Origin of the sequence: Sinorhizobium mexicanum, from assembly GCF_013488225.1 — a bacterium.
Taxonomy (GTDB): Bacteria; Pseudomonadota; Alphaproteobacteria; order Rhizobiales; family Rhizobiaceae; genus Sinorhizobium; species Sinorhizobium mexicanum.
The window spans coordinates 101,367-123,395 of record NZ_CP041240.1; the positions used below are offsets into that span (position 1 = coordinate 101,367).

General features: G+C 62.4%; 20 protein-coding genes. 19 read left to right on the top strand and 1 reads right to left on the bottom strand.

The features are described from left to right. The first annotated feature begins 591 nt into the window (after nt 1-591). Nucleotides 592-1,941: a M16 family metallopeptidase gene (locus FKV68_RS22660; RefSeq protein WP_425347611.1), complete on the top strand. Its 1,350-nt coding sequence runs from the start codon at nt 592-594 to the stop codon at nt 1,939-1,941. Then, the gene (locus tag FKV68_RS22665) at nt 1,938-3,281 is read left to right on the top strand and encodes a M16 family metallopeptidase (RefSeq protein ID WP_180942211.1); all 1,344 of its coding nucleotides are present in this window, start codon (nt 1,938-1,940) and stop codon (nt 3,279-3,281) included. Before FKV68_RS22660 ends, FKV68_RS22665 begins: the two co-directional genes overlap by 4 nt. 296 nt (nt 3,282-3,577) lie before the next feature. Here FKV68_RS22665 and hemN read toward each other — a convergent pair whose 3' ends face one another. Continuing rightward, nucleotides 3,578-5,032, bottom strand: a complete 1,455-nt coding sequence (gene hemN / locus FKV68_RS22670; protein WP_180942212.1) for an oxygen-independent coproporphyrinogen III oxidase — start codon at nt 5,030-5,032, stop codon at nt 3,578-3,580. Nucleotides 5,033-5,623: 591 nt separating this feature from the next. On the opposite strand from hemN, the gene FKV68_RS22675 reads away from it, so the two are divergent. The 17 genes from FKV68_RS22675 (at nt 5,624) to glmS (ending at nt 21,680) form a co-directional block, all read left to right on the top strand. Then, the gene (locus FKV68_RS22675; protein WP_180942213.1) at nt 5,624-6,703 is read left to right on the top strand and encodes a hydrogenase small subunit; all 1,080 of its coding nucleotides are present in this window, start codon (nt 5,624-5,626) and stop codon (nt 6,701-6,703) included. A gap of 23 nt (nt 6,704-6,726) precedes the next feature. Beyond that, a complete protein-coding gene (locus tag FKV68_RS22680) occupies nt 6,727-8,514 on the top strand; it encodes a nickel-dependent hydrogenase large subunit (RefSeq protein ID WP_180942214.1) in 1,788 nt (595 codons plus the stop codon). Between the two features lie 11 nt (nt 8,515-8,525). Continuing rightward, entirely contained in the window at nt 8,526-9,239 is a 714-nt protein-coding gene (gene cybH, locus FKV68_RS22685; RefSeq protein WP_180942215.1) for a Ni/Fe-hydrogenase, b-type cytochrome subunit, read from the top strand. Between the two features lie 25 nt (nt 9,240-9,264). Further along, the gene (locus FKV68_RS22690; RefSeq protein WP_180942299.1) at nt 9,265-9,846 is read left to right on the top strand and encodes a HyaD/HybD family hydrogenase maturation endopeptidase; all 582 of its coding nucleotides are present in this window, start codon (nt 9,265-9,267) and stop codon (nt 9,844-9,846) included. A gap of 155 nt (nt 9,847-10,001) precedes the next feature. Continuing rightward, a complete protein-coding gene (locus FKV68_RS22695) occupies nt 10,002-10,298 on the top strand; it encodes a HypC/HybG/HupF family hydrogenase formation chaperone (protein WP_180942216.1) in 297 nt (98 codons plus the stop codon). Between the two features lie 144 nt (nt 10,299-10,442). Further along, on the top strand, nt 10,443-10,748 hold the full coding sequence (locus FKV68_RS22700) for a thioredoxin domain-containing protein (protein WP_245181572.1): 306 nt from the start codon (nt 10,443-10,445) through the stop codon (nt 10,746-10,748). Between the two features lie 148 nt (nt 10,749-10,896). Beyond that, nucleotides 10,897-11,685 (top strand): hydrogenase expression/formation protein, encoded by a 789-nt coding sequence (locus tag FKV68_RS22705; protein ID WP_180942217.1) that lies wholly within the window; start codon nt 10,897-10,899, stop codon nt 11,683-11,685. Continuing rightward, nucleotides 11,682-11,894 (top strand): rubredoxin, encoded by a 213-nt coding sequence (locus FKV68_RS22710; RefSeq protein WP_180942218.1) that lies wholly within the window; start codon nt 11,682-11,684, stop codon nt 11,892-11,894. Before FKV68_RS22705 ends, FKV68_RS22710 begins: the two co-directional genes overlap by 4 nt. Further along, complete coding sequence (hybE, locus tag FKV68_RS22715) at nt 11,887-12,408, top strand: [NiFe]-hydrogenase assembly chaperone HybE (RefSeq protein ID WP_245181573.1); 522 nt, start codon at nt 11,887-11,889, stop codon at nt 12,406-12,408. The genes FKV68_RS22710 and hybE overlap by 8 nt, the downstream gene beginning before the upstream one ends. After that, on the top strand, nt 12,405-13,517 hold the full coding sequence (locus FKV68_RS22720; RefSeq protein ID WP_180942220.1) for a nickel-dependent hydrogenase large subunit: 1,113 nt from the start codon (nt 12,405-12,407) through the stop codon (nt 13,515-13,517). The genes hybE and FKV68_RS22720 overlap by 4 nt, the downstream gene beginning before the upstream one ends. Beyond that, entirely contained in the window at nt 13,510-13,851 is a 342-nt protein-coding gene (hypA, locus tag FKV68_RS22725) for a hydrogenase maturation nickel metallochaperone HypA (RefSeq protein WP_180942221.1), read from the top strand. Before FKV68_RS22720 ends, hypA begins: the two co-directional genes overlap by 8 nt. Then, entirely contained in the window at nt 13,851-14,720 is an 870-nt protein-coding gene (hypB, locus tag FKV68_RS22730) for a hydrogenase nickel incorporation protein HypB (RefSeq protein ID WP_180942222.1), read from the top strand. Before hypA ends, hypB begins: the two co-directional genes overlap by 1 nt. Nucleotides 14,721-14,723: 3 nt before the next feature. Next, nucleotides 14,724-17,000 (top strand): carbamoyltransferase HypF, encoded by a 2,277-nt coding sequence (gene hypF / locus FKV68_RS22735; protein ID WP_180942223.1) that lies wholly within the window; start codon nt 14,724-14,726, stop codon nt 16,998-17,000. Next, nucleotides 16,991-17,218, top strand: a complete 228-nt coding sequence (locus FKV68_RS22740) for a HypC/HybG/HupF family hydrogenase formation chaperone (protein WP_180942224.1) — start codon at nt 16,991-16,993, stop codon at nt 17,216-17,218. The genes hypF and FKV68_RS22740 overlap by 10 nt, the downstream gene beginning before the upstream one ends. Next, on the top strand, nt 17,215-18,372 hold the full coding sequence (gene hypD / locus FKV68_RS22745; protein ID WP_180942225.1) for a hydrogenase formation protein HypD: 1,158 nt from the start codon (nt 17,215-17,217) through the stop codon (nt 18,370-18,372). Before FKV68_RS22740 ends, hypD begins: the two co-directional genes overlap by 4 nt. After that, nucleotides 18,369-19,421 carry a hydrogenase expression/formation protein HypE gene (hypE, locus tag FKV68_RS22750; protein ID WP_180942226.1) on the top strand — a complete coding sequence of 351 codons (1,053 nt, stop codon included), beginning with the start codon at nt 18,369-18,371 and terminating at the stop codon, nt 19,419-19,421. The genes hypD and hypE overlap by 4 nt, the downstream gene beginning before the upstream one ends. Nucleotides 19,422-19,853: 432 nt before the next feature. Then, nucleotides 19,854-21,680 (top strand): glutamine--fructose-6-phosphate transaminase (isomerizing), encoded by a 1,827-nt coding sequence (gene glmS / locus FKV68_RS22755; RefSeq protein WP_180942227.1) that lies wholly within the window; start codon nt 19,854-19,856, stop codon nt 21,678-21,680. Nucleotides 21,681-22,029 lie beyond the last annotated feature (349 nt).

Consider the following 22,029-nt stretch of genomic DNA (forward strand, 5'->3'; position numbering starts at 1 on the left):
CGCTTGGCATTGTCTGACATACGACAATGTTGGACATGGCGAGACTGCGGTTCAATCGAACACGCTGGTTTAAAAGAGTTTTCCTTCGGCACGCATATTGCTTCAGGCATCTGCAGACGCGTCATGGGATCAAAGATAAACGCGCGGAGATGTCGAAATGTTACCATCATGCTTTTTGTCAGTGCCTTCGTCCGGTCATTCCATAGCTGGACGTTCCAGATGCCGTAGAGGCAAGGGCCCGAATCCGCCAAGCAACAGTCGAGCCGACGCTGCACGCGCGCTCCTGCCGCGGTTGTCCTCGCGCGGACGCAACGATCACTATGGCCTGCCTACCGGCAATGTTCCAGGAGGGCCCATCCGGCTGATTGGGGATGAGGCGTTCGCCTACCGCCGGCCCATTCATGGTGGGCACCAGTCCATGCTGGTCGATGTCGCCAAGGGCGTGAAGCGGCCCGCCTTCGATCCGGCCCTCCTGGCTGCGGTGCCAAATAGGTCAAGCCACAACAGCTGTAATGCCAACCATCTTCGCTTGGAGGGCGGCCGATGATTCATGGAAGAATAAATTCGCGTATACGTGCATTTGCCCTGAGCATGGTTGCGCTGCAAACTCTGATGACCTTCGAAGCGGCTGCCGTCGAGGCCCCCCGAGGCGAATCCGAGATCGGAAATTTCCTGCTGAGCAACGGCATGGAGGTGGTCGTCATACCCGATCACCGGGCGCCGACTGTCACGCAGATGGTTTTTTACAAAGCCGGCAACGCCGATGAGCCACCCGGCAAATCGGGCATTGCTCATTTCTTGGAACATCTCATGTTCAAGGGCACGAGCAAGCACCCGGCGGGCGAGTTTGACGCAAAGGTCGCAGAGATCGGCGGGGAGGAGAACGCCTTCACGTCGTCCGACTACACCGCCTACTATCAGACTGTCACGCCGGATGCGCTCGGGACGATGATGGAATTCGAAGCTGACCGGATGCGTCATCTCGTGCTCACGGACGCGGTGATCGTGCCGGAGCGCGATGTCATTCTCCAGGAGCGGCGCTTGAGGGTCGAAGACAATCCGGAGGGGCTTCTCGAGGAGGAGACACAGGCGACGCTCTATCAGAATCACCCTTACCGTATCCCGGTCATCGGCTGGATGCACGAGATGGAACAGCTCAATCGCAGGGACGCCGTGGCGTTCTACGATCGCTACTACGCCCCGAACAACGCCATACTGGTCGTGGCAGGCGATGTGGACGCCGGAACGGTGTGGTGGCTCGCGGACAAGACCTACGGGGCCATACCGCGCGGCCCGGACCTGCCGCAGCGGGTGAGGCCGCAGGAGCCGGTGCAGAACACCAAACGAACGGTCGTGCTCACCGACCCGCGCGTGACCGTACCGAGCTTCGAAAAGTCGTGGGTGGCGCCCTGCTACAGAATAACCGAGCCGGGTGAAGCGGAAGCCCTTGATCTTCTGGCGGAAATTCTTGGCGGAGGAACGCGGAGCCGGATCAATCAGGAATTGGTGGTGAAACAGGGAATTGCCTCCTGGGGCGGCGCCTATTTCCAGGGAAGATCGCTCGATCCGTCCAGCTTCACGATCTATGGCTCGCCGCGGGGCGAGGCGACGATCGAGGCGGTGGAAGACGCGCTCGACGCTGAAGTCCGGAAAATCATCGAGACCGGTGTTACCGATGTTGAACTGGAGAAGGGCAAGAACCGCTTGGTGCGCTCGATGATCTTCGCACGCGACAGCCAGACGGGAATGGCCAGCATCTACGGGAAGGCGCTTGCGACGGGCAGTACTGTTTACGACTTAGAGGCATGGCCGTTGAGGGTCCGCGCGGTAACTGCGGCGCAGGTGCAGGCGGTTGCCAGAAGATATCTTAATCCGGACCGATCGGTGGCGGGATATCTGTTGCCGCGGGAAAGCGCGACCTCAGGAGACAAAAGCCGATGACAATGTTCAACCGACTGCCGATCGGTGCCGCCAAGCCACTGCTCGTCGCGCTCGTACTCTTAGGCCTTGCCGCGATGCCGGCTCGGGCGGCCATGACCATCCAGGAAGTCAGGACATCGAGCGGGATCAAGGCCTGGCTGGTGGAAGACTATTCGATACCGATCGTCACCGTTCGGTTCGCCTTCCGGGGCGGGAGCACGCAGGATCCTTCCGGTAAGGAGGGCCTTGCCAATCTCATGGCCGGGTTGTTCGACGAAGGGGCCGGCGACCTTGACCGAGAAGCCTTCCAGGAGCGGCTGGACGATGCTGGCGCCGAGATGCGGTTCGACGCCGGGCGCGATGCGGTCTACGGCTCCATGCGAGTGCTTGCCGATCAAAAGGATGTTGCGTTCGATCTTCTCCGGCTGGCCATCGAGCAGCCACGCTTCGACCAAGGACCGATGGATCGCATCCGCGCTCAGATCGTCTCCGGCATCACCGCGGAGGCCAAGGATCCGGAGGCGGTCGCAAAGATCGCATGGGGGAAGGCGCTCTATGGCGAGCATCCGTACTCCCGGCAGGACGAAGGCACCGAGCAGACCCTTGCCACTGCCAAACCTTCCGATCTTAAGGAGCTTCGCAAGCGGCTTTTCGCGCGCGGCAACCTGACCATCGCCGTGGCGGGAGCGATCGACGCGGGTGCGCTCAAGCGCGATCTGGATCGGATATTCGGCGGGTTGCCTGCTGAACCCTCCCTGGTGCCGGTTGCAGAAACCGCGCCCAAGCTGGCGCAGGAGGTTCGCATCCCGTATGACCTGCCCCAGACTGGGCTGCGCCTGGCTTATGCCGGGGTCAGCGACAAAGACCCGCGGTTCTTCGCAGCCTATCTGATGAACCACATCCTCGGGGGAGAAGCGTTCACGTCCAGGCTCTGGAACGAGGTGCGCGAGAAGCGGGGGCTCGCTTATCACATCGGATCTACCCTTGTGAACAACGACCATGCCTCGGCGCTCGTTATCGGCACGGGGACCCGCCCGGATCGGGCCGCAGAGACGCTGTCCCTCGTTCGCGCCGAGGTGAGGCGGATGGCGGAGGAGGGCGTCAGCGAGGAAGAGCTCGAAGCAGCGAAGAAAAACGTCATCGGCGGTTACGCCGTCGACCATCTCAACTCATCCAGCGCGATCGCCAACACTCTGGTCGCAATCCAGATGGAAGATCTCGGCATCGACTACATCGAGCGGCGGAAACAGCTGATCCAGGCAGTAACCGTGGAGGATGTCCGGTCGGTCGCAAAACAGCTTCTCTCCGCTGACCCCGCCGTGATGATCGTCGGAGCGCCGCTCGAGGGAAGGAAAGGATAACGGGGCCACAGGGAAGCTCGCCCCGTCGGCAGCGGCCGGGCCGAGCTTCTCCATCGCCATGGGCGGCTGGCCGGGCCTGCGCACCTCCTTGTGTTAAGCGTAGCGTGCGACTCAGCAACACCGGCAGCAAGGGAATCGTGACATCTGCTCAGTGGTGTGCACTGTCCAGAAGCCTGCGAAATCTGCAGAATCCTGCGTCCGACTTGCGCTGCCGAATGCAAGGCATGTGAACCAAGCTCGGCCGGCGCCACCGTCGCACACTGCAGATACCGGTCGCAGATGCCGGGCACACGGCGCTAGTAGGGGGCGCGGTCGAGATATGCGTCAAATGCGGCAGCGACAGCTCGAAGCACAAAGCGATGCTCCTGCCGCACGCGGACGAAACCATTATCAATGTCCACGATCCCGTCCTCGGCCAACATCGCCAAGCGCTCAGCTGGATCAACAAAGAGGATCGGATCAAATCCATGAGCGGCGCAGATTGCCGGCACGTCCGCCTCTAAATTGCACATGAGCCGCTCGATGATCTCGGCTCGCACGCGATCTTCCCCGGTGAGACGGCAGCCCCTTGATGTCGCAAGGTGGCCAGCTGCGATGTGCCGGCTGTACGAACTCTGAGTGACTTCGTTCTGGACATACCCTTCGCCGAGACGACCGATAGCCGACGCGCCGAAGCCGATCAGGGTTTGGCATGTGTCGGCCGAGTAGCCCAGGGAATTGCGCCGCAGGCGTCCGGCTCTCTGCGCCAGCGCGAGCTCGTCATCCGGCAACGCGAAATGGTCGAGCCCGATCTGGCGATACCCGGCGGCAACCAGCGTGTCGGCCACGGCCGCTGCCTGTTGCGCGCGGGCAGCCGCGTCCGGTAGTGCCATCTCATCGATCAGGCGCTGATTTTTTCTGTAGGAAGGAACGTGCGCGTAACCGAACACCGCAAACCGGTCGGGGCGCATCGTGATTGCCGTCGTTGCGCTCTCGACACAGGACTGCACTGTTTGATGCGGGAGACCGTACATGAGGTCGAAATTGATGCGGCTTACTTTATGCTGGCGCAGGTTCTCGACGGCAGCCCTCACTTGCGCCTCGCTCTGGACTCGATTGATCGCCTTTTGGACAATGGGATCGAAGCTCTGCACGCCGAGGCTCGCGCGGTTCACCTCCGCTGCGTCCAAGGCTTCGGCCATTTCCGTGGTGAACGTGCGCGGGTCGATCTCCACGGCGACGGTAGCCGCTTTCTCGAATGCGAAGCGGCGGCGCAGGAGTTCCATTAGGGCGAGAAACTCCGCTGGCGGCATGATGGTTGGCGATCCGCCTCCGAAATGCACGTCTCTCACGGTTAGTGCCTGCGGCGCCTGCGCCGCAACTAAGCGGATTTCCGTATGTAGCATCGCCAGGTAATCGACGATCGACGCATCCCGACGAGTGATGCTGGTAGGAAAGCCGCAGTACCAGCACATCGACCGACAGAATGGAACGTGGAGATAGATCGACACAGCATCGTCAGTTGCCAGGACTTTCAGCCATTCTTCGCAGGCCTTGGTGCCGACCGCCTGGGAAAACTCCGGTACGGTTGGATAGATCGTGTACCAAGGCAGGCGGGCATCATAATACTTTGTATGGAGGGAGGTCGGCGGCGTTATGCTGGCTGACTTTCGTCCCCACTCGGACCGAGAGGATGTCCAGATCCCTCGCATCCTCTCTCCTTGCATCGAACGGGATCCCGTGCCCAGGATGCTTTTTTGGCCGTCAGCCATCACCGTTTTCCGCCACCTGAATGCCATTCGGCAATGCCCGCCGCCTTTCAAGCATGGAGGTTCAAAACTCATGCCGATTGCGCTGCAGGTATCGACAAACCGATTTCGCGGTAGTTCTCAGCTTATTAGCGTTCAACTGAAAAAGAGCCGTCGAACGAATTATGTCGCGCGTTCGACAAATACGACAGAATTGTCGGCAATCACCCTCATCGGCCTGAATTGGCGACGACCAGTCGTTCGACAAATAGGCACACGTAGCCGAGGGCTCATCGGGGGAGTGAGACAGCCTATGTCCGTTTCACTCGAAACGATGTTGACGAAAGCCGCGGGACCACCGGAAGCGCCGAAGACGAACTCGATTGATGAGCCGTTATCTGCGATCTCGCATGTCGTTTGAGGACGACGATCGCGATCTTTGCACGCCAATCCGCTTCGGTTCTCCTCTGTGAAATAGATAATTCGCGACGATGCGCTAGCGACAGAGTGGTCGGTGAACTGGGACCGGTCCGTTTCTTGCAGAATCTCCCTGCGACTGAGCCGGTTGCCGATCCGGACGTTTGAATCGGGGGGCCGGATTGCTGGAGGAGCGCGATGGCAACTGTTGAAACCTTCTATGGCGTCATTCGCAGCCAGGGGATCACCCGGCGCAGCTTCACCAAATTCTGCAGTCTGACGGCTGCGAGCCTTGGCCTCGGTCCGGGTGCGGCGACCGCCATGGCAGAGGCGCTCGAGACCAAGGAACGCGTGCCCGTCATCTGGATGCACGGGCTCGAATGCACCTGCTGCTCGGAAAGCTTCATCCGTTCGGCCCATCCGTTGGTAAAGGATGTCGTGCTGTCGATGATCTCGCTCGATTACGATGAGATGATTATGGCCGCTGCCGGCCATCAGGCCGAGGCCATTCTCGAGGAAACCAAGGCGAAGTATAAGGGCAAGTACATCCTGGCCGTCGAGGGCAATGCGCCGCTCAATGAGAACGGCATGTTCTGCATCGACGGTGGACGGCCATTCGTCGAGAAGCTGAAGTGGATGGCAGAGGACGCGATGGCGGTGATCGCCTGGGGCACCTGTGCCTCCTGGGGCTGCGTACAGGCGGCTAGACCGAACCCGACCCAGGCGACCCCGATCGACAAGGTAATCCGCGGCAAGCCGATCATCAAGGTTCCCGGCTGTCCCCCGATCGCCGAGGTGATGACCGGCGTCGTCACCTTCATCACCACTTTCGCCAAGCTGCCCGAGCTCGACCGTCAAGGGCGGCCGAAGATGTTCTATTCGCAGCGCATCCACGACAAATGTTATCGTCGCCCCCACTTCGACGCCGGCCAGTTCGTGGAGGAGTGGGACGACGAGGGCGCGCGCAAGGGCTACTGTCTCTACAAGACGGGCTGCAAGGGGCCGACGACCTATAACGCCTGTTCCACGGTGCGCTGGAACGAAGGCGTCTCTTTCCCGATCCAGTCGGGCCATGGCTGCATCGGTTGCGCCGAGAAAGGCTTCTGGGACCAGGGCAGCTTCTATGACCGGCTGACCAACGTCCACCCGTTCGGCATCGAGGCCAATGCCGACAAGATCGGCTTGACCGCTGCGGGGGTCGTCGGTGGTGCGATCGCCGCGCATGCCGCGGTCACTGTCGTCAAGCGCGTAACCACGAAGCGCGAAGCCGACGCATAATGCTCAGACCAGGAAACACCTCAATGAAGATCGAAACTCCAAACGGCTTCACGCTGGACAAGTCCGGCAAGCGCATCGTCGTCGATCCCTTCACCCGCATCGAGGGCCATATGCGGATCGAGGTCAATGTCGACGAGAACAACATCATCCGCAACGCCGTGTCGACGGGCACGATGTGGCGCGGCATCGAGGTCATCCTCAAGAACCGCGATCCGCGCGACGCTTGGGCGTTCACCGAGCGCATCTGTGGCGTCTGCACGGGCACGCACGCCTTGACGTCGGTGCGAGCGGTGGAAAACGCCCTCGGCATCACCATTCCCGAAAACGCCAATTCCATCCGCAACCTCATGCAGCTTGCCCTGCAGGTGCATGACCACGTGGTGCACTTCTATCACCTGCACGCCCTCGACTGGGTGGACGTCGTCTCGTCGCTTTCGGCCGACCCCAAGGCGACGTCGGCGCTGGCACAGTCGGTATCCGATTGGCCGCTCTCCTCGCCGGGTTATTTCAAGGACATCCAGACGCGGCTCAAGAAATTCATCGAGTCGGGTCAGCCCGGTCCGTTCAAGAACGGCTATTGGGGCAACGCTTCCTACAAACTGCCGCCCGAGGCAAACCTGATGGCGTTGGCGCACTATCTCGAGGCGCTCGATTTCCAGAAGGAGATCGTCAAGATCCACTCGATCTTCGGAGGAAAGAACCCGCATCCGAACTGGCTCGTCGGTGGCGTGCCCTGTCCGATCAATATTGACGGAACCGGTGGCGTCGGCGCTATCAACATGGAACGGCTGAATGTGGTCACCTCGGTCATCGACCAGCTGATCGAGTTCAACGACAAAGTCTACATCCCCGACATCATGGCCATCGGCTCCTTCTACAAGGACTGGCTCTATGGCGGCGGCCTCTCCGGCAAGAATGTGCTCGCCTATGGCGACGTGCCGGAGCACGCCAACGACTATTCGGATGCGAGCCTGAAGTTGCCGCAGGGCGTGATCATCAACGGCAATCTCGCGGAAGTGCATCCGGTGGACCTTGCCGATCCCGAGGAGATCCAGGAATTCGTGACCCACTCCTGGTACAAATATCCTGACGAAAGCAAAGGCCTGCATCCCTTTGACGGCACCGAGCCGCAATACGAGCTCGGGCCCAACGCCAGGGGCACCAAGACCAATATCGAACAGCTTGACGAGGGTGCGAAATATTCCTGGATCAAGGCGCCGCGCTGGCGCGGCCATGCCATGGAGGTCGGGCCGCTTGCGCGCTGGGTCATCGGATACGCCCAGAACAAGGCCGAGTTCAAGGATCCGGTCGACAAGGTGCTCAAGGATCTCGGCCTGCCGGTATCGGCGCTCTTCTCGACGCTTGGCCGCACTGCCGCCCGCGCGCTCGAATCAAGCTGGGCCGGCCACCAGATGCGCTACTTCCAGAACAAGCTGATCGCCAATATCAGGGCCGGCAACTCTTCCACGGCCAATGTCGACAAGTGGAAGCCGGAAACGTGGCCCAAGGAGGTCAAGGGCGTCGGCTTCACGGAGGCGCCGCGCGGTGCCCTCGCGCATTGGATCAAGATCAAGGAGGGCAGGATCGAAAATTACCAGTGTGTCGTTCCCACGACATGGAACGCCAGTCCACGTGATCCGGCCGGCAACATCGGCGCCTTCGAGGCGTCGCTGATGGATACGCCGATGTCCGACCCCGCTCAGCCGCTTGAAATCCTGAGGACCATCCATTCCTTCGATCCGTGCCTGGCATGCTCGACCCATGTCATGAGCCCGGACGGGCAGGAAAGGGCCAGGGTCCAGGTCCGCTGAGGAGGTCGGCGATGAAGATCCATCAATCCCCGGCCGCCGACGCCAACAGCGAAAAGGCCATCGAGCAGAGCGTCTACTTCTACCAGGCGCCGGTGCGCCTGTGGCACTGGGGCAACGCCTTTTCGATCCTGACGCTCGCTCTGACCGGCTATTTCATAGGCTCGCCGCTGCCGTCCGTTTCCGGCGACGCGAGCGCCAACTACCTGATGGGTCATATCCGCTTCGTCCACTTCGCGGCGGCGCAGACCCTTTCTGTGCTTCTGATCCTGCGGCTCTATTGGGTTTTCGTGGGCAATGTGCATGCCCGCCAGATCTTCTACGTGCCCATGCGCGGCCGTTTCTGGAAGGAGTGTTTGCATGAAGTGCGCGGGTATATGTTCATGGCCCGCCAACCGAAGAGACATGTCGGCCATAACCCACTGGCGCGGCTCACCATGTTCCTCATGTTTACCCTGCCGCTGTTCTTCATGGTGATCACTGGCTTTGCGCTCTACAGCGAAGGCGCCGGCCGCGACAGTTGGGAATATGTGCTTTTCGGCTGGGTGTTCTCGATCTGGCCGAATAGCCAGGTTATCCACACCCTCCATCATCTCGGCATGTGGGTCATACTCGTCTTCGTGATCGTCCACATCTATGTGGCGGTACGCGAGGACATCATGAGTCGGCAAAGCGTCATCTCGTCGATGATCTCGGGCGAGCGGCTCTTCAAGGACGTGGAGGACTAGACGGTTGCTCCATCGTCAACCGGCCATGCGCCCCGCGCCCCGCGTCCTCGTTCTCGGAATCGGCAATATCCTGTGGGCCGACGAGGGGTTCGGCGTGCGTGCGGTCGAAGCCTTCCACAAGGCTTACGAAGTACCTGCCAACGTGACCATCCTCGACGGCGGCACACAGGGCCTTCACCTGGTTCAGTTCGTCAACGAACACGATCGGCTCATCGTCTTCGACGCCATCGACTACGGCCTCGTACCAGGCACGATGAAGGTGGTGGAGGACGATGAAGTGCCGAAGTTTACCAGCGCCAAGAAAATGAGCCTACACCAGACCGGCTTCCAGGAAGTGCTGAGCGCGGCAGACCTCATGGGGGACTACCCGGAGCGCCTGACCCTGATCGGTTGCCAGCCCCTTGATCTCGAAGACTGGGGTGGTCCGCTGACGGCGCCGGTCAGGGCCGTCATTCCCGCGGCTGTCGAAACCGCCGTCCGGATATTGCGGGACTGGGGCGTCGCCGTTGCCGTGAGGCGGAAGAGAGCGGTGGTTCCGCCGCTCCTCGAAAACGATATCGACCTTGAAAACTATGAGCGCCGTGCCGAGCCGGCGGCGTCGAACTAGGAAGAGGGATCGCCATGGCGGCGCTTGCCGCGCTGTGCCGGCGCGCCTCGGCTTGCCGGCTGCGCATCTCTTGAGGGGGCTGTTCGGATTCGCACGGCCGGCCCCGTGCCTGGACTCCCGATTTTGCAAGATCGGAACGACAGAGGAGGAGTATTATGTGCATCGGCATTCCCATGCGGGTTGTCGCCGCCAATGAGTTCGTTGCTGAGTGCGAGCGTCATGGCGCAATATCCTCGATCTCCCTCTTGCTTGTCGGCCCACAGCCGTCCGGAACCCATGTCCTCACTCATCTCGGCTCCGCCATCCGCGTGCTCGGTGCCGACGAGGCACGCGCGATCGACGACGCGCTTGCCGGCCTCGCCGAAGCCAGCGAGGGCCGCGCCTTCGAGACGTTCTTTGACGATCTCGTTTCCCGCGAGCCCGAATTGCCGCGGCATCTTCGCACCGAGTGAAACGAACACGTCCAGACTGGAAATCGACGTTGCCGCCGATTGTCGCTTTTCCCTACAGATCAAAGGAACAACTTTCCTCGGTCTGGCACGTCGCTTGCAAAACATCCTTCGCAACATCCTGCCTGCTGATTTGTGGAGGAGAAAATGCCATCTATTCTGGTCCCCACCGTGAGCGAGCGGGCGCGATGCGTCGCCGACAACACGACCATCGATGGGTTCCTCTTCCCGCCGGCGGGCGAACCCGACAACCACCCCATGCTGTTCCCCGCCCATGATTCAACGCAGCGGGCCGAGGCCGATGATGTCGCCGTCGTTCCTCTCGAATTCCCGCCGTTCTTCCAGGGCCGCCTGCGCGGCCCTGTGATTGGCCGCGCCGCCGAGGGCAAGCTCAGCCCCGGTTCGACGTCGTCTTGCGGCATTTGGTTGCTATGCAACGGAAGCGGCCGGTGAACGTGCTCGGCGAGGTTCACGATCGGTCGCAATATGCCTGGAAGCTCGGCGACCGCCTTTCGCCCGACGCGTCAGTCACGGTGCACTCAGGCGGGCCGAAGGTCGAGACGCCGGCTTTTGGGTCGCCCCGGAAGCTTAGGGGGCGGTGATGACGGTGATAGCCGCCGAACCGCCTCGCAAGCTCAATCTCCTCGCGACAAGCAACGCGGAGGAGCTGGTCCGCCGATGCTGGAGGACAGCGCTGCTCCTGCCGGGGCTGGCCGATGCGCTCGCGGTTCAGAAGGCTGACCGGCCGTGCCGGCTGTTCGACATCACCGACTATCCCGAGCACGACAAGGAACTGATCACCCACATTCTCGGTGAGGGCGAGGTTGCCGCTGTCGCGATGCTGGAGAACGGCATCACCGCTCAGATGCAGGAGGCTGTCATGGCCGGCGTCTGGCGGATCCGCTTCACCGCCGCCGGAGGCCACCTCGTTGGCGACTATATCGAGGTGGGGAGCATTCCCGCCGCTGTCACGCAGGCCTGTTCCGGACTACCGGCATCGATCAGCCATGGCGCCGCGCCGGCAGGCGCCATGAATGTCATGCCCGTGCTCACTGAGATCGGTGACCGCATCACCCGTCATCGCGACGGCGATCCGGCCCATGTCATCACCTTGTCGCTCTTCCCCATGAGCCCGGAAGACATGGTCTTCCTGCAAAATTCACTGGGTGTCGGGCCGGTGCGGCTCACCTCGCGCGGATACGGAGCCTGCCGCATCGTCGCGACCGGCACACGCAATGTCTGGTCGGTCCAGTTCTGTAACGCCATGGACATGATCATCCTCGATACGCTGGAGATCTGCGACATACCCTCGGCCGCCATTGCCGTCGAGGAGGATTTCCATGACTCGGAGATGCGGCTTCGCGAGATGGAGGAGGCCTATTTCAAATGAGCGCCTTCGACAATTTCGGCAAGTGCGAGACCGTATCTGGCGACCGGATGGAATGCAGTATCTGCTGGCGCGTCTATGCTCCCGCCGCCGGCGACCCGGTCTCGCAGTTCCCACCGAGCACGCCGTTTGCCGACCTGCCGGAGGAATGGAGCTGCCCGAATTGCGATGCGCTGCGAACGAAGTTCATGAGGTTGGGCGGTGATGGCTGACAGCATCAAGGGAGCCGAACCCAATCCGGCGCTGGCGCTCGGCCAACGGTTAGAAGCCCGCTATCGACACATTCACGCAACCGCCATGACTGATGTGCCGATCTGCAATCCCGCACTCACAGTCGCGGCTACAGGCTTCCGAAGCTATCGCGGCCGCGCCTTCGGTATTGTGACCACGCCATGGTTCATGAATCTCGTGGCCGTGGACCTGCCTGACGGGGCACCTGCCGCGCCCGTCGCCACCGGCACGACCCTCAGTATCGGCCTGCCCGCGGGCGAAGTCGAATTCATAGCCGGCGAACTCCATGCGATCGGCCGCGTCGATTCTTGCGCGCTGCTCTCGCCGGTCTTCGAATTCGCCACGATGGAATCTGCGCTGCAAATGGCGGAAGAGGCCGCCCGCGCCTTTTTCGATCCCGCCACGCTCGAACCGGCGTCGGAACCACGCGCTGTCGTCAATCGGCGGTACCTGTTGCGCGGACATTTCCGCCGGCGCGAAGAGGCGTTGCAATGACGTTCCTTCGCGGGCCAGGCACGATCAGGATCGAGGTGACGGTGTCGCGCGCAGTTGCTTGTTCCGTCGCCGTTAAGGCGAACCGCCCGCAGGGACTAACTCGTATGTTCGTCGGCCGCAGGCCGGAGGACGCGCCCAGACTCGCACGGCAGGTGTTTTCGCTCTGTGGCTTTTCGCAATCGGTTGCCTCCAGGCTCGCGGTTCTCAAAGCGGCGGATCTGCCGATGGGTGAAGGGGAGCGCGCCGCCGCCGCCGCAGGTCTGCACGCGGAACGGATCTTCGAAACACTGCGGGCGCTGATCCTCCATTGGCCGTCGCCATTGCCGGCTGAGCTCGCGGCGGCCGCAGGCGGATATCTGCGAGAGGCACTGGCCGCCTCACAAGCGATCATTGCGGAGGCGAGTACCGGCAAGATCAACCCCCAACACCTCGCTTCGGCGATCGCTCGCCTCTGCTCGGCGGCTGCGGCGATGGGAATTTCCGGCCCGGACGACATGCCGGTGTCGGGATCGGTCTGCGCAGCAATGCTGAAAGATATAGACGATGATCGGGTTTTCGCTGGCCGGAGACCCGACGCGCTGAGCGTCGAAGATGATCTGGAGGTCATCGCCCGGCTTTGTGATGATCCCGATTATACGAGACTCCCGCATCTTCCCGGCCGGGTTGTCGAAACGGGGGCCTACGCCCGGCGCGCAGCGGCGGGAGCTTGCGCGATCTCCCATCTCGCGCAGCGGTTCCTGGCCCGGATTGGCGATGTCCGGTTCTGCCTCGGGCAACTCACGGCTCTCGCCGGTACCGGCGAAGATGGCTGGGCAACACTCGCCTGCGGCGGACCGACGTCGGGCGCGGGCGGTTACGGCGCCGTGGAATGCGCGCGCGGCCGGCTCTATCATCAAGCAGAGATAGGCGATGACGGCAGGCTTTCGGCCTATCGCATCCTTGCCCCGACAGAATGGAACTTTCACCCGGCCGGTCCTTTCGTCGAAACTCTTCTGGGGTCGCGGATCGGCTCCGACCATTCCGCTACCCGGTCTGTCTCCCGGCTCGCCGTCCTGTTCGACCCTTGCGTGGCCATCGAAGTCGCTATCCGCGAGGCCGCCCATGCATGAAATGTCACTGATGGAAAGCGTGATCGAGATCATCTGCGGGACCGCGCGCCTGAATGGTGCAAGGCGGGTCAAGTCGGTCCGTCTCGATGTCGGCGTACTGAGCCACGTCGATCCCAACGCGTTGCTCTTCTGTTACGACGCAGTGCGGCGCGGCACGCTCGCGGATCGCGCGAGGCTCGAGATCAACCGCATCACCGGCGAGGGCTGGTGCCTCGATTGCGGCACGACAGTTGCTTTGAAGGAACGGTTCGGCGCCTGCCCGCATTGCGGGCGCCATCGCGTGCAAATGACGGCAGGCGACGAATTGAAAATCAGGGACATGGAGGTGATTTGATGTGTACAGTATGTGGTTGCGGGACATCGCCTGTCGAAGGCCACAAGCACGAGGCGGACAGCCACGGCGTTGGGCCCGACCATGACCATCATCACCCCCATGGTCACGATCATCATTCTCACCATCATGCAGAGGACGGCCCAGCCGACTGCCGCCAGGGCATTGCCGGCGTGCATGTTCCTGGCATGAGCCAGGAACGGATTATCCAGGTCGAGACGGAGATCCTCTCCAAGAACGACGCCTATGCCACCGAAAATCGGAGCTATTTCGTAGACCAAGGCGTTTTCGCGCTCAACTTCGTCTCCAGCCCGGGCTCGGGCAAGACCACACTCCTTGTGCGGACGATCAGCGAGCTTAAGGAGCGTGTTACGATCAATGTCATCGAAGGCGACCAGCAGACCTCGAATGACGCGGCCCGCATTCGCGAGACAGGCGCCCGCGCAGTTCAGATCAACACCGGCAAGGGATGCCATCTCGACGCCCATATGGTCGGCCATGCGATCGAGGATCTCGCGCCTGAGCTGGGCTCTGTGCTCTTCATCGAGAATGTCGGTAATCTGGTCTGTCCCGCCGCTTTCGATCTCGGCGAGGCTCACAAGGTCGTGGTGCTCTCGGTCACCGAGGGCGAGGACAAGCCGCTCAAATATCCCGATATGTTCGCCGCCGCCGACCTGATGATCCTCAATAAGGCGGACCTGCTTCCGCATCTCGAGTTCGATGTCGGGCTCTGCATTTCCAACGCGCTGCTTGTCAATCCGCGGCTGCAGACGCTGATTGTCTCCGCCCGCACGGGGGAGGGGATGCGGGCCCTATACGGCTGGCTCGAAGCATCCGCTGCGCGGCAGGATAAGCAATCGAAGGTGGTGTGAACAATGGCGCGGGTGCTCGCACGACCGATCGAAAGCCGGGTCCGGCGGCTGCGGCTGCGCGTGCGCGGTACCGTGCAGGGCGTCGGCTTCCGGCCTTTCGTCTACAGGCTCGCGCGCGAGATGCGGCTCTCCGGATTTGTCCTTAATGACAGTGAGGGCGTGCTGATCGAGATCGAGGGCTTGGATCCAGACCGCTTCGGCGAGGCGATCCGAACCCGGGCGCCGCCGCTCGCCCGCATCGATGCTGTGGACGTGCTGGAGCTGCCGCCGACCGGCGGCGGTCGGTTCGAGATCCTCGATAGCCTCGACGGCAGAAGTGCGACCCGTATCGGCGCCGACGCCGCGATTTGCGCGGAATGCCGGCGGGAGCTCACGGATCCGGGGAGCCGGTTTTTTGGCTATCCCTTCGTCAACTGTACCCAATGCGGGCCGCGCTTCACCATAACCAGCGCGCTTCCTTACGACCGGGCCCAGACCTCGATGGCCTCGTTTTCGATGTGTGATGCCTGCGCGGCGGACTATGTCGACCCGGAGAGCCGTCGCTTCCACGCCGAGCCAGTTGCTTGTCCTGAGTGTGGTCCGAGCCTCAGCCATCCAGTCGCCGAGTTGGCGGCGCGGCTTGAAGGCGGCGCGATCGTCGCACTGAAGGGGGTCGGCGGGTTCCACCTGTTCTGCGATGCACGCAACGATGCGGCGATCGCGCGCCTCAGGCGGCGCAAGGCCCGCGAAGAGAAGCCCTTCGCCGTCATGGTGCGGGATATCGCGGCGGCACGGCAGCTGGCGCAGCTGACGGACGCCGAAGAGTTCTTACTGACTTCGCCGGCGAGCCCGATCGTTCTGGTAGAGGCCGTTGCCGGCAAGCTGTCCAATCTCGTTGCTCCCGGACTCGGGCGGATAGGCCTCATTGTCGCCTACTCACCGGCGCACCTCCTCCTGTTCGATGAACTCTCCCGTCTTTCGCCGCACTGTCCCCCTGCGCTGGTCGCGACCAGCGCCAATCCCGGCGGCGAGCCGCTCGTTGCCGATAATGCGGATGCCGAGCTGCGCCTTTCCGCGATCGCCGATCTGATCGTCACCCATGATCGCGACATCGTCGCCCGCGCCGACGACTCCGTGATGCAAATTGTTGACGGCGCGCCCGCCTTCATCCGCCGCGCCCGCGGGTTCGTGCCAGAGCCCGTCGACCTCGGCGCGGACGGACCTTCCGTGATCGCCACCGGTACAGACTTCAAGAACACCGTCTGCGTCACGCGCGGTCGCGAAGCGTTTCTGTCGCAGCATGTGGGCGGCCTCGACAATGCGGAGGCGATACGCTTCCAGCGCGAAGCGGCGACCCATCTTTGTTCGATCCTTGACGTGACGCTGGAATTTGCTGTCTGCGATCTGCATCCGGATTTCCGCTCGGTGCGGATGGGGGAGAGCTTCGGTCTGCCGGTCATGCCGGTTCAGCACCATCTCGCTCATGTCGCTGCGGTGGCGGCGGAGCATCGACTCGCCGAACCGGTCCTCGGGCTCGCGCTCGACGGCCACGGTCTTGGCACCGACGGCAGCAGTTGGGGCGGCGAGATGCTTGCGGTCGAGGGACATCGCTGGCTGCGCGCAGGATCGCTCATGCCGCTGCCGCTGCCGGGTGGCGACCGGGCGGCGCGCGAACCCTGGCGCATGGGGGTCGCAGCGCTTCAGGCGGCGAACCGCATCGACCTCGCGCGGGCGCTCGAGCTCGCTCATTCCGGCGTGGCGCGATTGGCGGCGATGTTCAACCGCGGCATGCGGACCCCGGTTACGAGCAGCCTCGGTAGGCTCTTCGACGCCGTCGCGGCGATATCGGGTGTTCGCCTCGTCCAGACCTATGAGGGGCAGGCAGCGATGGAATTCGAGGCGCTGGTCCGGGCGCCGCGCTGCCTGCCCGGCGGGTATGCCATTAACGATGGAGTGCTCGACTTCCGGCCGCTCATCCTGTGTTTGGCTGAGGCAGGGATGTGCGGCACCGATGCCGCCGACCTTTTCCATGGCACGCTGATTGCCGGCCTCGCGGATTGGGCGGCGAGCGGCGCGGCCAGCCTCGGCACGCGGCAGGTTGCGCTCGGCGGCGGATGTATGATGAACCGCGTCCTTGCGACGGGTCTGGCGCAGGCGCTGCGCGAATGCGGCCTTGAGCCATATTTGCCACGTCTGGTGCCGGCCAATGACGGCGGCGTTGCGCTTGGCCAAGCCGCCCATGCGCGGCAGGTCATCATGGCCAAACGTGCATCTGGGGAGCAGAGCCCAACATGTGCCTAGCCATACCGGTCGAGGTCAGGGAAGTGCTGCCCGACGATATGGCGAGGGTCACGCTCGACGGCGTCTCGAAAATCATCTCGACGGCACTGATCAACGATGTCCGGCCGGGCGACTACGTCATCCTCCATGTCGGCTATGCGCTGACGAAGATTAATCCTGAGGAGGCGGAGCGAACGCTGGCGCTGATCCAAGAAGCCGCGATGGGTAATGCGACATGAAGTATATCGACGAATATCGTAATGGAAGGCTCGCCCGCGATATTGCCCGTCAGATCGCGTTGACTGCGGATCCAGCTCGCTCCTACCACTTCATGGAGTTCTGCGGTGGACACACGCACGTGATCTCCCGCTACGGGCTTGAGGATTTGCTGCCCGACAATGTCCGGATGGTCCACGGCCCGGGTTGTCCTGTTTGCGTGCTGCCGATCGGCCGGATCGGCGCGGCGATCGCGCTCGCGATGCGTCCCGAGATCACGCTGTGCACCTATGGCGACCTGATGCGCGTGCGGGACAAGAACGGTTGGAGCCTGCTCAAGGCCAAGGCGGCCGGCGCCGATATCCGCATGGTCTACTCGACCCTCGATGCGCTGAAGATCGCGGAAGCCGAGCCGCAGCGCGAGGTGGTGTTCTTCGCGATCGGCTTCGAGACGACGACACCGCCAACCGCTCTCGTGCTCAAGACGGCAATCGCCAAAGGACTCGGCAATTTCTCGATCTTCTGCAACCATGTCCTGACCCCGGCGGCAATCCACAGCATCCTGGAAAGCCCGGATGTCAGCAAGCCCGGTACGATCAAGATCGATGGCTTCATCGGCCCAGCCCATGTCAGCGCTGTGATCGGCACGAAGCCCTATGAATTCTTCGCCGAGAAATTCCGCAAACCGGTTGTGGTGGCCGGCTTCGAGCCACTCGATGTCATCCAGGCGGTCCTGATGCTCGTGCGCCAGATCAACGACGGCAGGCACGTGGTCGAAAACCAGTATATCCGCGCGGTGACCAGACTCGGCAATGTGAAGGCCCAGGCGGAGGTGGCGAATTTCTTCGAGCTGCGCGAGAGCTTCGAATGGCGGGGCCTCGGCGAGCTGCCGTTGAGCGGCCTGCGGCTCCGGCCACGATATGCGGCCTACGATGCCGAAAATCGCTTTTCGATGGTGACCGTCACGGCCGAGGACAATCCGGCCTGCGAATGCGGCTCCATTCTGCGCGGTGTTCAAAAACCTGCCGACTGCAAGCTGTTCGGCAGGGTCTGCACGCCCGATACCCCGATGGGGTCCTGCATGGTGTCGTCGGAAGGCGCCTGCGCCGCACACTGGACCTATGGCCGCTTCCGCACGAAGGCGCGGCAACCGGATGCCGGGAGGGCGGTCGCATGAACATGATGATGGAGGCGTACAGCCGAAACCTCGATGTTGCGAACGGGCACGTCGATCTCTCCCATGGCGCCGGCGGACGGGCGATGGGACAGCTCATAGAGGGTATCTTTCACAAGGCTTTCGACAACATCTGGTTGCGCGCCGGCAACGACCAGTCGGCCTTCACCGTTCCGGGCGGACGCATGGTCATGAGCACTGACGGCTATGTCGTCTCGCCGCTGTTCTTTCCCGGCGGAAATATTGGCTCGCTTGCCGTGCACGGCACGATCAACGATATCGCCATGGCCGCTGCCCGACCGCTCTATCTCTCGGCGAGCTTCATCATCGAGGAGGGCTTTCCGCTCGCCGATCTCGAACGCATCGCCGAAAGCATGGGCGTTGCTTCGCGCGGGGCCGGTGTGCCGATTATCACCGGCGACACCAAGGTCGTCGAGCGCGGCAAAGCCGACGGTGTCTTCATTTCGACGTCCGGCGTCGGCGTGGTGCCCGACGGGCTCGATCTGCGCGCCGATGCCGCCCGGCCGGGTGATGCGGTTATCCTCTCCGGCTCGATCGGTGACCATGGCATCGCGGTGATGTCGAAACGCGAGAACCTGGAATTCGATGCGGCGGTCGTTTCCGACAGCGCCGCGCTGCACGGGCTTGTAACCGCGATGGTCGAGGCCGGTGGCAGGCAAATCCGGCTGATGCGCGATCCCACGCGCGGCGGCATCGCCGCGACGCTTAACGAAATCGCCAGCCAGTCAAAGGTCGGTTTCCATATTGACGAGGAAGCCATCCCGGTCAAACCGGAGGTGGCCGCGGCCTGCGAGTTGCTTGGGGTCGATCCGCTCAATGTCGCCAACGAGGGCAAGCTTGTCGCCGTCGCCGCGCCGGAAGGCGCGAAAGCAATCCTGGCTGCGATGCGTGCACATCCCCTCGGGCGGGAGGCGGCGGTGGTCGGACACGTCGTGGCTGACGACGATTGCTTCGTGCAGATGGCGACCTCGTTCGGCGGCGGCCGGATCGTCGACTGGCTGTCGGGCGAGCAATTGCCCAGGATCTGCTGAGAGAGGCGAATGCGCATCCTGCTTCCTGCGACAGCTTCAATTCTCGGTCTGAGCGGCGGCATGTCGTGCGAGACGCTCGGCCGTCAGCCCGTCGAGCGCTAGCGAGGAGATTGAGGGCAGGCCCTCGAAACGCATTAGCGTCGTGCATCCATGGCGCGAATGGGTGTGATCCAAAGAATCGATTTTGCCAATCTGTTGAGTGCAATTAGAAAGCGCTGGGCCTGACCAAACCAAGCGCATGGCGGCAGGTCGATTGTCGATATGACGCTTCTGCCAGCCGCCATTTCGGCGGCGTCACGAACGGCGACAGCAGGTGACGCGCAGCGAAAAAACGATCGCCTGTGTGAGGCGACCGGGAGCTATTGATATAGCCTCGCTCAGACGGGGTATTTGAGTACGCCGCGGCCGGCGTGGAAGGAACACGAAGAGGATATGTGCGGGATCGTAGGCATCGTCGGGCAGCAGCCGGTCTCGGAACGGCTGGTCGGTGCGTTGAAACGCCTTGAATACCGCGGCTACGATTCGGCCGGCGTTGCGACGATCGACGGTGGAGCGCTCAAGCGCCGCCGCGCAGAGGGCAAGCTGTTCAATCTCGAAGCGAGGCTGAAAGAGGAGCCGTTGGCGGGCAGCATCGGCATTGCCCACACGCGCTGGGCGACCCATGGCGCGCCGACGGAGCGCAATGCCCACCCCCATTTCACAGACGGTATCGCGGTCGTACACAACGGCATCATCGAGAATTTTGCTGAGCTGAAGGACGAACTGGCCGCGGCCGGCGCCGAGTTTCAAAGCGAGACCGACACGGAGGTCGTCGCGCATCTCCTGGCAAGGCTTCGCCGCGATGGGATCGGACGGCGCGAGGCGATGTTTGCGATGCTGAGGCGGCTGACGGGCGCATACACACTCGCTGTCCTTTTCGAAGATGATCCGCTGACCATCATGGCGGCACGTAACGGACCGCCGCTCGCGATCGGCCACGGCGAGGGCGAAATGTTCCTGGGGTCGGATGCGATCGCCCTGGCGCCCTTCACCAATGAAATCACTTATCTGTTCGATGGCGACTGGGTGATCATCGACAAAACCGGTGTCCATATCTTTGATATCGACGGCAATGTCGTCGCCCGGCCGCGGCAGGTTTCCTCGGACGTCGCCTATATGGTCGACAAGGGCAATCATCGCCATTTCATGGAGAAGGAAATCTACGAGCAGCCGGAGGTCATCTCCCACGCGCTCGGTCACTACATCGACTTCATCGAAAACCGTGTGACGGCTGTTTGCGATGACATCGATTTCTCCAAGGTACCGAGTCTTGCGCTTTCGGCCTGCGGTACCGCCTATCTCGCGGGGCTGATCGGCAAGTACTGGTTCGAGCGCTATGCACGCCTTCCCGTTGAAATCGATGTCGCTTCAGAGTTCCGCTATCGCGAGATCCCGCTCTCGCCGCAATCGGCCGCTCTCTTCATTTCGCAGTCGGGCGAAACGGCCGACACGCTGGCATCGCTCCGATACTGCAAGGAACACGGCCTGAAGATCGGTGCCGTCGTCAATACCCGCGAATCGACGATCGCGCGCGAGTCCGACGCCGTCTTCCCGATCCTCGCCGGTCCCGAGATCGGCGTCGCATCGACCAAGGCGTTCACCTGCCAGCTTGCTGTGCTCGCAGCGCTTGCCGTTGGCGCCGGCCGGGCGCGGGGCACGGTCAGCGAGCAGGAAGAACAGGCGCTGGTTAGAAGCCTCGCCGAGATGCCGCGCATCATGGGCCAGGTGTTGAACAGCATCCAGCCGAAGATCGAGTCCCTGTCGCGCGAATTGTCGAAGTGCCGTGACGTGCTCTATCTCGGCCGCGGCACCAGCTTCCCGCTGGCGATGGAAGGGGCGCTGAAGCTCAAGGAGATTTCCTACATCCATGCGGAAGGCTATGCCGCTGGCGAACTGAAGCATGGCCCGATCGCGCTGATCGACGAGAACATGCCTGTCATCGTCATAGCGCCGCACGACCGTTTCTTCGACAAGACGGTCTCGAACATGCAGGAAGTCGCCGCTCGTGGCGGGCGGATCATCCTTATCACGGACGAAGCGGGAGCCGCGGCGTCGAAGCTCGACACGATGCATACGATCATGTTGCCGAACGTCGACGAGATCATCGCGCCGATGATCTTCGCGCTGCCGATCCAGCTCCTTGCCTATCACACGGCTGTGTTCATGGGCACCGATGTCGATCAGCCGCGTAACCTCGCCAAGTCGGTAACGGTCGAATGATCATACGGCCGGACGCACACGAAGCAGGGAGTCCAAGGCGGCTGTGACGGCTACCGCCTAGGACGCGTCGCCTCCGAGTTGGGTCAGCTCGGAGGCGACGTCGGCAGTGGCCTGGAGTCTGACGCCGTCAACATCGCCGCAATAAAGAACTCGTTCGAGACCAGCGGGACCGGCCTTGTCTCCAGCTCATCGCTCTGTTCGCGTCTCTCTCCAATCGGTAGAGCGTGCTCCCCGGCACAAGAACCAGGCGTCCAGTCCCCGATACGGATGCGGTGTAAACTGCGAAGCGGGGGCCACGGCGACTAAAGAGCCATCCGCGCTCGAATTTCACAGTCCCGCCGCCCTGTTG